This is a genomic window from Providencia sp. 6390, assembly GCF_058148425.1.
Genome location: NZ_JBYVYL010000002.1, coordinates 45,035 through 55,984, shown reverse-complemented (window position 1 = coordinate 55,984; position 10,950 = coordinate 45,035). Strand labels below are relative to the sequence as shown.

Sequence of the window (10,950 nt, the reverse complement as noted above, 5' to 3'; positions counted from 1 at the left end):
ATGCAATCTCAAGACATTATTAAACGTTCCGCGACCAACAGTATTACGCCTCCACCACAAGCGCGTGATGACAAGTTTGAAGTTGCGAAACTGATTGATGTGACATCCTGTATTGGTTGTAAAGCCTGTCAGGTTGCTTGTTCAGAGTGGAATGACATTCGTGATGAAGTCGGCCATTGTGTTGGCGTTTATGATAACCCAATGGATTTGAGCGCGAAATCATGGACTGTGATGCGATTTAGCGAAACCACTGAAAACGGTAAGTTAGAGTGGTTGATCCGCAAAGATGGCTGCATGCACTGTAGTGATCCTGGGTGCTTAAAAGCATGTCCTTCAGCGGGGGCCATTATTCAGTATGCAAATGGTATTGTCGATTTTCAATCTGAACACTGTATTGGTTGTGGCTACTGCATTGCAGGGTGTCCATTCAATATTCCACGTCTGAATCCGAAAGATAATCGTGTTTACAAATGTACCTTATGTGTGGATCGCGTTGCGGTAGGACAAGAGCCTGCTTGTGTAAAAACTTGTCCAACAGGCGCCATCCATTTTGGTACTAAAACAGAAATGTTGGAATACGCCTCGGAACGCGTGGCTAAACTGCAAAAACGAGGGTTTAGCAACGCAGGGATCTACGATCCACAAGGGGTTGGTGGCACACACGTGATGTATGTGCTACAGCATGCCGATAATCCACAGCTCTATCATGGATTACCAAAAGATCCACAAATAGATACACCGATTAACCTTTGGAAGGGGGTTCTCAAGCCACTTTCTGTGGTGGGCTTTATTGCCACTTTTGCTGGTCTCATTTTCCACTATGTTGGAATTGGTCCGAATAAAGAAGTGGATGATGAAGAGGAGAAAGATGACCATGAGTAAAAAGAGCAAAATGATTGTTCGGACAAAATTTATTGACCGAGCATGTCACTGGACGGTGGTCATCAGCTTCTTTTTAGTGGCCCTGTCAGGGATCGCATTATTTTTCCCGACACTAAAATGGTTGACTGAAACCTTTGGTACACCTCAAATGGGGCGCATCTTACATCCATTCTTTGGTGTTCTGATCTTTGTTGTGTTGATGTTTATGTTTTTCCGCTTTGTTAAACATAATATTCCAGATAAACAAGATTTACCGTGGATCAAAAACATTGTCGAGGTGCTGAAAGGTAACGAACACCATGTGGCAGATGTAGGCAAATACAATGCGGGGCAAAAAATGATGTTTTGGAGCATCATGAGTATGATTTTTGTTCTGCTAGCGACAGGGATTATCATCTGGCGTCCTTATTTTGCGCACCTTTTCCCAATGTGGTTAGTGCGTTGGAGCCTATTTGTCCATGCGGCAGCGGCAATTATCTTGATTCATGCGATACTGATCCATATGTATATGGCATTTTGGGTTAAAGGTTCGATTAACGGAATGATTGAGGGGAAAGTGAGTCGCCGTTGGGCGAAAAAACACCACCCACGTTGGTATCGTGAAGTTGAGGCCAAAGAAGCAAAAGCGGAAGCAGAAAAGAATAAATCATAGTATTTTGAGTCTGATATGCGCTAAGCCACTGCTGTAAAAAGCAGTGGCTTTTTTATTGGTTTTAATGAATTGATGCTATTGAAATTTTTTCAATACAAAAAAGGAGGCAGGTAAGCTAAAACTAAAGGTTACTTGCAAACGATAATTAAAGAGCTTCACTATGAGTATTGAATCCGTTAGAAAATTTATTGCTAAATATGCCCCTGATATTGAAATTATTGAAACGGAGGGCGTGACTGCAACAGTTGAGCAGGCGGCGATAATCCATAATGTAGAACCTAACCAAATCGCTAAAACCTTATCACTAAAAGTGAAAAATGAAGTTGTATTGGTCGTTTGTGCTGGTGAAGCAAGACTGGACAATCAAAAGGTCAAACAAGCTCTAGGTTCGAAAGCAAGAATGCTACGAGCAGATGAGGTAGTTGAGTTAACGAGCCATCCAGTTGGTGGTGTTTGTCCTTTTGGTCTACCTGACGCTTTACCTGTGTATTGTGATATATCACTACAACAATATAACGAAGTCTTACCCGCGGCAGGATCCGTTAATAGCGCATTACGGATTTCACCACAGCGGATGTTAGAGCTCACTCAAGCGGCTTGGATTGATATCTGCCAATAAGTTTGTATTTAAGGTAGGTGCTCTATTCCTGGATTTTGTAGTCGATACAAAACATGTTCACTCAGCCAATGATCTTCAGCAAGCGCAGGGTGATTGAAGTTTTCAGTGTCTTTGTGCATTCCCAGTTTTTTCATTACCGCTTCTGAAGGAGTATTGGGTACGGCGGTAAAAGCTACCAGTTCTTTCAATTTGAGGTGTTCAAATGCAAATTTGATGACAACTTGAGCGGCTTCTGTTGTATAACCTTGCCGCCAATACTCAGAGCGTAATCGCCAACCAATTTCTGTACAAGGTGAGCAAGGGAGTTGATATCCAGGAATATTCAGACCAACAAAACCGATTAATTCACCAGTTAATTTTAATTCGACAGCCCAGAAACCCCATCCACCTTGTGAATCAAATCGCGCCATTATTTGTGACATTAGCTGATTGCTTTGTGTTTTATCCAATACAGAAGGGAAATAGCGCATCACTTCTGTATCGCTGTTCATTTGGAAAAAAGGCAGTTTGTCTTGCTCTGTCCAGCCCCGCAGCCACAGCCGAGAAGTTTCTAATTCAATAATTGACATATCGCCCCTTTATTCAGGAATTGAGCCTCAGATGTAGAATTGGAAAAGGATTACCTTCACCATCTTTTTCAGAGCGGGCAAATTGTTTGAACCCCATATATTGGTAAAAACCAACAGCTTGAGGGTTTTGCTCATTGACATCAACCTCAGTTACCCTTAATTCATTAATCGCAAAGTTCAGTAGTTGTTTGCCAGTTCCCTTGCCACGATTATCTTGAGATATAAATAGCATTTCAAGTTTATTTCCATCGACACCTAAAAAGCCATCGATGTGATTATTATTATTTAAGGCAACATAAACGGTGAGATTTGGCAAGTATTGCTCAAGGATAGCCACTTTTAGTTCTTGCAATGTTTTCTCTGGTAAAAAGTCGTGTGTTGCTCTGACTGACGATTCCCAAACATCAATAATTTCATGATATTGAGATGAGATAGCGGGTAGGATTTTCATGATGTTTTTATTCTCTTGTCGATAAATAAAGCATCTTAAAGAGTCTTCAAACAATGTCAACGGTAGGTCTATTCAATATTTTTGCTAATAACAAATATACGATTTAAGTGTTAATGTCTTGATAAATCTATTTTTGAGATATTAATCGCAGAAAAAAAAGTCAATTACTTCATGATAAGAAGAGAATTTATTTATTATTACAGTTAGCTCTCTTGGTTATTTCGAGCAGATGATTGATGATAATTTAGGACTGTAAAACAACAAAATGGTAGGGGTATCTCGATGAAATATAAGGTTTTAACACTTTGTTTATCCGCTGCATTATTAGCACCGCTGGCGCCTGCTCTTGCAAGCACTGATAATGCTGAAAATATGCAACTCGAACAAGTCTTATTATTAAGTCGTCATAATTTACGGACTCCGATTGTTAATACAGGTATTTTGACTGAAGTCACAGATAAAAAGTGGCCTGCTTGGGATGCACAAAGTGGCTATCTAACCACTAAAGGCGGTGCACTTGAAGTGTATATGGGGCACTATTTTAGGGAGTGGATCGATCAAAACAAACTGGTTGCTGATGAATTGTGCCCGACAAATAATGAGGATCTGTTTGTTTATACCAATAGTTTGCAAAGAACTATTGCCACTGCCCAGTTCTTTACTGCCGGTGCATTTCCGGGCTGTGCTGTAAAAATTCATCATCAACCTGAAATCGGTAAGATGGATCCGGTCTTTAATCCAATCATTACTAATGATAGCCCTGAATTTAAGCAAAAAGCATTAGCTGCAATGGCTGAGCATTTAAAAGGGCTCAATCTTAAACCGGGTTATGATGAATTAGATACTGTTCTTAATATTAAAGATTCACAGAAATGTAAGGCTGATAAGCTGTGTGATTTATCATCACAGGACAACAGTTTTATTATTGAAGCTAATAAAGAACCAGGTGTTACAGGCTCATTGAAAATTGCTAACTCTGCCGTTGATGCCATTGATTTACAATATTATGAAGGGTTCCCAGCCGATCAAGTTGCTTGGGGGTTAGTGAATAGCGCAGATAAATGGAAAAAACTGAATACGCTAAAAAATGGTTATCAGGAAACATTATTTACGCCAAAACTCATTGCTAAGAACGTTGCTCACCCACTGCTGAATTATATTAATAAGGGCTTTACTTCTGCTAGCAAAGGTGAAACAGCTAAATTCATTATGTTAGTAGGCCATGATTCGAATATTGCTTCTTTACTATCAGCGATGGATTTCAAACCATATCAATTAGCGGATCAGTATGAGCACACGCCAATTGGCGGTAAATTAGTTTTCCAACGTTGGCATGATAAGAGCGATAAAAAAGATTATGTGAAGGTGGAGTATGTATATCAAACCGCAGATCAGCTAAGAAATAACAGCTATCTCTCATTAGAGACACCACCAAAGCATGTTACTTTAGAAATGAAAAATTGCCCAATTGATAAAAATGGCTATTGTTCTTGGGAAGATTTCCAAAAAGTGATGAAGTCTGCATTAGAACAATAGGTATCGTTGAATTTTGTTGTCAGCCCGCCATATCATTGGCGGGCTTTGTGTTTTCATGATGGTAGGAAATACATAGACAATTTGAGGTAGTGTGGTGGGGAATTTAGGGGGAAATACCTAAAAAACCAGAAAAAACCCTGCTGGATAGCAGGGCGTGAAAGCCACGAAAATGTTTATGAGCCTTTAATCTAACCTATAATCATGTGTAATAGTCTTATAAATTGTGTGTATTTATTATCTCTCGACTTGCTCTTTTAAGGATGATCGTAAAGAGTTAAAAGACTAGTAATTCCGCTAAAACTGTTATTTTTAGCTATACTCGTCATACTTCAAGCTGCAGCGCTTGACGTTGACGTCGTGTGAGCAGCTGCATCTTGAATTATTTAGGGTATAGAGTAAGAGTATATGCAGAAAATTAGCGGATCACTAAGACAGATGTTTTTGCATAACGGACGATTGAAGCGGCATTTGAACCTAGCAGATAAGTGGACATACTTGGATGGCGAGAGCCAATTAAGATGATATCTGCGTTAACTTCTTCTGCAATAGTGAGTATTTCATCTTTAACGGAACCCACAGAAGAGGTGACGTGGATTTTATCTTCAGGGAGAGAGAAGCGTTTCACTTTCTCTTTTAACTCATTAAGGATAATCTCTGCTTGTTTTTCATCATCGGGGAAATCACCCGGCAGAATGGTACCACCGTAACGTAGGTAATTTGAAATTGGGGCGGTAACAGCGAGAAAATGGACATCTGCATTGTTTAATTTTTGGATGGCTTCAACATGAGGGATAACAAGGTCTGTTAACGCATCTTCAGTGACATCAATCGGAACTAGAATAGTTTTGTACATACATCCTCCTTTATATTTTCTTATTTTCTAAGTTTAGATCATTTATGTATACATTGAAATGAATCGTTAATATTTTCAATGTAATAGCTGCTTATACTCTAAATAATTCGAGGTACAGCTAGGCGACATGTGAGGGAACCGCTAGGAGCATAGAAAATACAGTGGCTGGCGTGAGTGAACGTAATCACTTATAGCACAACGAAAAGCGCTGCAACTTGAAGTATGATAAATAAAGTAAGCGATGAGAGAGGCAGTGGCGGAATATAACCACTACCACAATTATGGTGGCAGTGGTTATCGTGAAAACTATTTTTTACAGGCTTCTTTTAAGCCACCTTTGCAGGCTTTATCGAGGTATTCAGCTGCTGATTTATCATTTAATTCAGTACCTTCACCGTTTTCATACATTTTGCCAATTTGATACTGTGCTGGTGGATATTTTTTATCGGCAGATTTTTTAAACCAATCGAATGCCACAATGTAGTTTTGCTTAACACCAATACCTTGATAATAAATTTGTCCCATATAGTTTTGAGCTTCGGCATTACCTTGCGTTGCTGATTTTTCAAACCATTGTATGGCTGTTTCGATATTGGGTTCCACACCATTACCATTTAAATACATATCACCTAAAAAAAGCTGTGCATCTGAGTTTCCTTTATTCGATGCCATAGTTAGCCATTTTTTGGCTTTAGGGTAGTCTTGCTTTACTTCATTACCAAGGTAATAACCAATACCTAGCATGACTTGGGCCTTGATATCCCCTTTTTGTGCTTCTTTTTCAATCAGCTTAAGTGTTTCATTTGAAACTGCTGCAAAACTTGAATGGATAGAAAGAATAAAAAATAAAATCAATGAGCAAATTTTATACATAGCGATATTTAAATCTTATAGAGTTTGTTAGTTTTTATTGTTACATACATATAATATTAGTATTTTAACGTAGCTGCATACACTTTTAATGGGTGATTAGCACATCTTTAATTATTTAGTGCATACATTAATATAATGTTTTAACAACCATAGCGACGTTAGCAGTAGCTAATATACCGAGTAACAACCTTATTTTGTTTTAAATACTCTACGTCTACGGGGGTAGAATATCAATGTGTTTTAGGTTTTTTTATATAATGCTGTTAGTCTTAGTTATATATTGTAACATTACACTAAAAAAGTGTTTTTTTGATGTAAAAAGCGCTTGAGATATTTACAAATATAACGAGTATATATTTTTATTACCAATTGTTCGTCACCATCATCAACCCAGGGATAGTGCAAGTGATGATCCCTATCATGAGCGTTAAATTACCTAAGTACCTGATTTGTTTATTGAGGGAAAAAGTGCAGAAAAATAAAAACCAAAGTGCCGCCCAGAGCAACCATAACGCAACCATTCGAGGGTCTGAGCTGGTATAATAGGCATAGAATAAAGCATTAAAGAAGACAAATAAGCAATACCAACCAAATAACTTCCCTGATAATGAGTAGATTTTTACTAGACTGAGAAATAAGTAGGTGAAAGTAAATAACATAGATTGTGCAATCTCGATATAGTCAGCATGCCCTTTAGCATGGAGCATTAAGACAATATTGCCGATTAAGCAGAAAAAACCAATAATACCATTGAAAATTCCAGTTTCTTTATCATCATATCCTTTAATGATAGAAATACCATTTACGATTAAAACACTACCGATAAAAATGAGTAATATGCCACCCATATATCACCTCTTGAGGGTCAATTGGTTATCATCTACAGTAAATTCGATGTATTGACTCTGTTTTCCACTCAAGATTATGTTAGCCACTAAAGGTTCTATATGGACTTTAAATACGCGCTTTATATCTCGGACACCATAACGACGGTCACACATTGAATTTATTTTTACTTTTGCTGCGCTGTCCAGTGCCACAGTGATGGAAGAGCGTGCGATCCTTTTATTTAGTTTTGATAGTTCTAACTCAATAATTTTGATAGCTTGTTCTGGGCCTATTTTTTTGAAACTGATTTTTCGGTCAATACGGTTAATAAATTCAGGCTCAAAGCGTTGTTCAAGCCGCTTAAGCATTTTTTGTTGCTGAGACCTTACTTTAAAAAAATTGAATAGTGTTGGTTGCTCATTCAGGATATCTTTTGATCCCAAATTAGATGTCATAATAATAATCGAATTTTTGAAGCTGATATTCTTTTGCCCATTGGCAAGGCTTAATTCCCCCGTATCAAGAATGTTGAGTAATGTTGTTATCACTTCTTTGCTGGCTTTTTCTATTTCATCAAACAAAACGATACTCGGCGTGCTATAACTGCCGGCTATTTTGTCACTATCAAATAAGGAATAGGACTCTTTACTCCCTGAATAACCGGGGGGAGCACCTGATAATGATGCTGCATAATGATCTTGGGACAAAGTATTCATGTTAATGCGACAAGAGAGATTTTTGCCATTATTGAGAGCTTTTGCTAAAGCAATAACCGTTTCTGTTTTACCTACTCCTGTTGGCCCCAAAAATAGCAAGGTACTCAGTGGCCTATCGGGATCAAATATATTGGCTTTAATGCAGTACAACACATCTTTAAGCTGCTTTAATACATCATTCTGACCAATGATCTGTTGTTCTATCGATTGAATAACGCTATCGGGATCAAAAACAAAGCGAAATCGCCCCAAATCTTGCGGTAATGGCGAGGCGTCGTCATTTTCTGATTGTGGATGATTTGATGCCAACATGTCATTGATAAAAGGCATAGTTTATTCCTACATAACGACGATTTTAGTAGTAACTCTTAGTAGACAGTGAGTTACTACTTTTTATTAATGAATGTTAATCAACATCTTTGGTTTTATTTCCCCTAGTGGGTAAATCATAAACTTGGCATTCTGAAACACCGACAGTATCACGAGTGATGCTTTCTACTTGTTCACGTGTTTTTTCTGCATCTAATACCCAGCTGCGATAAAACTCAAATGGGCACTCAGCTAATCCTTTATCGCCATCGCCCGAATTATAAATACCTGTATAGCCACGATGTAAAATTTTAAACAGATGATTCTGTGATTGATCATATTTGCGTGCATCACGAATTTCAGTCACGGAGAGTTGAGCGTACTGAATACCCATCTCTTCTTCACCGCATTCGCCAAGTGTTCGACCATCAAAGCCAATAATTGCAGAGTGTCCAAAGTAGGTATATACGCCATCAAAGCCTGTACCATTCGCGACAGCGACATAGCAGTTATTTGCCCATGCCATAGTTTTTGCCATGAGTATTTGTTGCTCTTTGGCTGGGTACATATAGCCCTGACAACGAATAATCAATTCAGCACCTTTCATGGCGCAATCACGCCATATTTCAGGGTAATTGCCATCATCACAAATAATTAAACTGATTTTTAACCCTTTTGGCCCCTCTGAAACATAGGTTCTGTCGCCCGGATACCAGCCTTCGACAGGGCACCATGGAATAATTTTGCGGTATTTTTGGACAATATTGCCGTTATCATCGATCAGGATCAGGGTGTTATAAGGTGCTTTTAAAGGGTGGTCTTCATGTTGCTCCCCTGTAATTGAAAAAACGCCCCAAACTTTGTTCGCTTTACAAGCCGCGGAAAATATTCGTGTTTCATCACCGGGAACGGTTGCTGCCGTTTCCATCATTTCTTCATGGTCGTACATGATCCCTTGAGTGCTATATTCAGGAAAAATGATCAGATCAAGGCCTGGTAAGCCTGTTTTTACGCCAGCGATCACATCTGATATTTTACTTGCATTTTCAATGACTTCTTTACGACTGTGTAAGCGAGGAATTTTATAGTTTACGACAGCAACCCCGACAGAAGTTGGGCTGCTGGATATATCACCATGTCTCATAGTGTTTCCTTATATACTCGTCATGTTTTAAGCGACTTAGATACGCCTTGGATCAGTCAAAATACAGTGTTTAATAATCGTTAAATGACTAGGTAAATATAACTATTCGAGTGAGAGGGTGTGAGTGGAATATGTTAATCCGTGATTGAGATCACCACCTAGTGAAAACAAGGTTAACCAATTGATTATGTTATTAATTATGTTTTGTTCTAAATTAAAACTCTATTTAAATTGGTGGGAAATGAGAAAAAAATCAGCATTAAATCATCTTATTTTGATGGTTTTATTTTGATTTTTATCGAGGTGTTAAAAAAAGGTAATAAATCGTCTTGCCATGAGTCAGATGGAGTGATTTTTTACGATTATATTTCAAGTAGTGGGTTGTTGTTTATATCGGTTAAATCACAGTTGAAATATCTGCACAGAACTTCAAGGCAACAACCCCCATTGATTATTTGAGTTTTTCAGATAGCCATAAACCGCTTTTTTTCATTGAAAAACCAAATAACACACCAATCAGTAGTGATGATAACGTGACGGGCCAATCCCCTTGAGCTGCAAATATGGCGCAGGCGCCAATGAAAGTGCCTGGTATATAAGAAAACCATATCTTCTTAGCTTGAATGCACATAATAAATGCCACCACACCGGTGATCAGATATTCCACAAAATTTGGAATATTGTTTAATAGGCTATTACTGTGGATCATCACTAATCCCCAAACAACACCACTAGCAACGGTTAACAAGGTAATCAATAATCCTTTATAACCTTCTTTTGGATAAGCAAAGTAGGAGGTGCAACCTAAAAAACCAGCCCAGCCAATTAACCCTAATGAGTTAGCTAGCCATGCCCAAACAGCGGAAAGTATTGCAGTCGTTAACGAAATAGAAAAAAGTATTTTCACAGTGGTACTTACAATGATTGCTATGATTGAGTCAAATAGAGCAATGGCGAGGCCAAGCTGTTATCACGTATCGATTTCTCGAAGGGCGGGGATTCTATCATTAGCTTGTAGGATAAAAAAAGTATTTCGATCAAGATATATGCAGAAGGTGGGATAAACAGAATTATTTACCCCACCCGAGAGATTATTGCTGCGCATCAAACAAGGGGGTTGGTTTACCGTTATCATCAACTGCCACAAAATTAAACTGTCCGTGGATCACTTCTTCGCGGCCTTCACGGTACATATCTTCTAAAAAGATAGAAACATTCACCGTTAAACTGGTTCGACCCACACGACTGACTTTGCCAATCAGTTCGACAATGGTGCCTGAAGGAATAGGGTGAGTGAAATTAATCTTTTCGGTTGAAACGGTGACTAAGCGCTTACGGGAAAAGCGTGTCGCCGTGATAAAAGAAACTTCATCCATCCATGCCAACGCAGTGCCACCAAACAAGGTGTCATGATGGTTGGTGGTGGTAGGGAAGATAACTTTGGAGACACTGGTGATTGAATTTTTGATTTTTTGGGTGATGAGCTCATCAACTTCAGAACACATGATGTTGCCTTAG

Annotated in this window: 13 protein-coding genes; 4 read left to right on the top strand and 9 right to left on the bottom strand. The window is 38.6% G+C overall.

Annotated elements, in window-relative coordinates; all coding sequences use genetic code 11:
* The 3 genes from fdxH to AC3Z9T_RS05325 all read left to right on the top strand — a co-directional run bounded on the left by fdxH (position 1) and on the right by AC3Z9T_RS05325 (position 2,153).
* Positions 1–882 (top strand): formate dehydrogenase subunit beta, encoded by an 882-nt coding sequence (gene fdxH / locus AC3Z9T_RS05335; protein WP_490125190.1) that lies wholly within the window; start codon positions 1–3, stop codon positions 880–882.
* Positions 875–1,534, top strand: coding sequence for a formate dehydrogenase-N subunit gamma (fdnI, locus tag AC3Z9T_RS05330; RefSeq protein ID WP_490125189.1), 660 nt, complete (start codon positions 875–877; stop codon positions 1,532–1,534). Before fdxH ends, fdnI begins: the two co-directional genes overlap by 8 nt.
* 160 nt (positions 1,535–1,694) lie before the next feature.
* Entirely contained in the window at positions 1,695–2,153 is a 459-nt protein-coding gene (locus AC3Z9T_RS05325; RefSeq protein ID WP_490125188.1) for a YbaK/EbsC family protein, read from the top strand.
* Between the two features lie 8 nt (positions 2,154–2,161).
* Here AC3Z9T_RS05325 and AC3Z9T_RS05320 read toward each other — a convergent pair whose 3' ends face one another.
* On the bottom strand, positions 2,162–2,722 hold the full coding sequence (locus tag AC3Z9T_RS05320) for a GNAT family N-acetyltransferase (RefSeq protein ID WP_490125187.1): 561 nt from the start codon (positions 2,720–2,722) through the stop codon (positions 2,162–2,164).
* 13 nt (positions 2,723–2,735) lie between these two features.
* Entirely contained in the window at positions 2,736–3,173 is a 438-nt protein-coding gene (locus tag AC3Z9T_RS05315) for a GNAT family N-acetyltransferase (protein ID WP_490125186.1), read from the bottom strand.
* Positions 3,174–3,455: 282 nt separating this feature from the next.
* Here AC3Z9T_RS05315 and agp point away from each other — a divergent pair, with 282 nt between their 5' ends.
* Positions 3,456–4,709: a bifunctional glucose-1-phosphatase/inositol phosphatase gene (gene agp, locus AC3Z9T_RS05310; RefSeq protein WP_490125185.1), complete on the top strand. Its 1,254-nt coding sequence runs from the start codon at positions 3,456–3,458 to the stop codon at positions 4,707–4,709.
* A gap of 415 nt (positions 4,710–5,124) precedes the next feature.
* Here agp and AC3Z9T_RS05305 read toward each other — a convergent pair whose 3' ends face one another.
* The 7 genes from AC3Z9T_RS05305 to AC3Z9T_RS05275 all read right to left on the bottom strand — a co-directional run bounded on the left by AC3Z9T_RS05305 (position 5,125) and on the right by AC3Z9T_RS05275 (position 10,937).
* On the bottom strand, positions 5,125–5,562 hold the full coding sequence (locus AC3Z9T_RS05305) for a universal stress protein (RefSeq protein ID WP_490125184.1): 438 nt from the start codon (positions 5,560–5,562) through the stop codon (positions 5,125–5,127).
* A 306-nt stretch (positions 5,563–5,868) separates the two neighbouring features.
* Positions 5,869–6,435 (bottom strand): tetratricopeptide repeat protein, encoded by a 567-nt coding sequence (locus AC3Z9T_RS05300; RefSeq protein ID WP_490125183.1) that lies wholly within the window; start codon positions 6,433–6,435, stop codon positions 5,869–5,871.
* Positions 6,436–6,797: 362 nt separating this feature from the next.
* A complete protein-coding gene (locus AC3Z9T_RS05295) occupies positions 6,798–7,283 on the bottom strand; it encodes an AmiS/UreI family transporter (protein ID WP_490125182.1) in 486 nt (161 codons plus the stop codon).
* A 3-nt stretch (positions 7,284–7,286) separates the two neighbouring features.
* Entirely contained in the window at positions 7,287–8,309 is a 1,023-nt protein-coding gene (locus AC3Z9T_RS05290) for an AAA family ATPase (protein ID WP_490125181.1), read from the bottom strand.
* Between the two features lie 76 nt (positions 8,310–8,385).
* Complete coding sequence (locus AC3Z9T_RS05285) at positions 8,386–9,432, bottom strand: aliphatic amidase (RefSeq protein WP_490125180.1); 1,047 nt, start codon at positions 9,430–9,432, stop codon at positions 8,386–8,388.
* 451 nt (positions 9,433–9,883) lie between these two features.
* Positions 9,884–10,339: a DUF1097 domain-containing protein gene (locus AC3Z9T_RS05280; RefSeq protein ID WP_490125179.1), complete on the bottom strand. Its 456-nt coding sequence runs from the start codon at positions 10,337–10,339 to the stop codon at positions 9,884–9,886.
* Positions 10,340–10,523: 184 nt separating this feature from the next.
* Positions 10,524–10,937, bottom strand: a complete 414-nt coding sequence (locus AC3Z9T_RS05275; protein WP_490125178.1) for an acyl-CoA thioesterase — start codon at positions 10,935–10,937, stop codon at positions 10,524–10,526.
* Positions 10,938–10,950: the final 13 nt, after the last annotated feature.

What these genes read in the sequence shown, in the direction of transcription:
- AC3Z9T_RS05275 (WP_490125178.1), bottom strand. Translation starts at nt 10,937, where the DNA reads ATGTGTTCTGAAGTTGATGAGCTCATCACCCAAAAAATCAAAAATTCA.
- AC3Z9T_RS05285 (WP_490125180.1), bottom strand. Translation starts at nt 9,432, where the DNA reads ATGAGACATGGTGATATATCCAGCAGCCCAACTTCTGTCGGGGTTGCT.
- AC3Z9T_RS05300 (WP_490125183.1), bottom strand. Translation starts at nt 6,435, where the DNA reads ATGTATAAAATTTGCTCATTGATTTTATTTTTTATTCTTTCTATCCAT.
- AC3Z9T_RS05315 (WP_490125186.1), bottom strand. Translation starts at nt 3,173, where the DNA reads ATGAAAATCCTACCCGCTATCTCATCTCAATATCATGAAATTATTGAT.
- AC3Z9T_RS05320 (WP_490125187.1), bottom strand. Translation starts at nt 2,722, where the DNA reads ATGTCAATTATTGAATTAGAAACTTCTCGGCTGTGGCTGCGGGGCTGG.
- AC3Z9T_RS05305 (WP_490125184.1), bottom strand. Translation starts at nt 5,562, where the DNA reads ATGTACAAAACTATTCTAGTTCCGATTGATGTCACTGAAGATGCGTTA.
- agp (WP_490125185.1), top strand. Translation starts at nt 3,456, where the DNA reads ATGAAATATAAGGTTTTAACACTTTGTTTATCCGCTGCATTATTAGCA.
- AC3Z9T_RS05290 (WP_490125181.1), bottom strand. Translation starts at nt 8,309, where the DNA reads ATGCCTTTTATCAATGACATGTTGGCATCAAATCATCCACAATCAGAA.
- AC3Z9T_RS05295 (WP_490125182.1), bottom strand. Translation starts at nt 7,283, where the DNA reads ATGGGTGGCATATTACTCATTTTTATCGGTAGTGTTTTAATCGTAAAT.
- fdnI (WP_490125189.1), top strand. Translation starts at nt 875, where the DNA reads ATGAGTAAAAAGAGCAAAATGATTGTTCGGACAAAATTTATTGACCGA.
- fdxH (WP_490125190.1), top strand. Translation starts at nt 1, where the DNA reads ATGCAATCTCAAGACATTATTAAACGTTCCGCGACCAACAGTATTACG.
- AC3Z9T_RS05325 (WP_490125188.1), top strand. Translation starts at nt 1,695, where the DNA reads ATGAGTATTGAATCCGTTAGAAAATTTATTGCTAAATATGCCCCTGAT.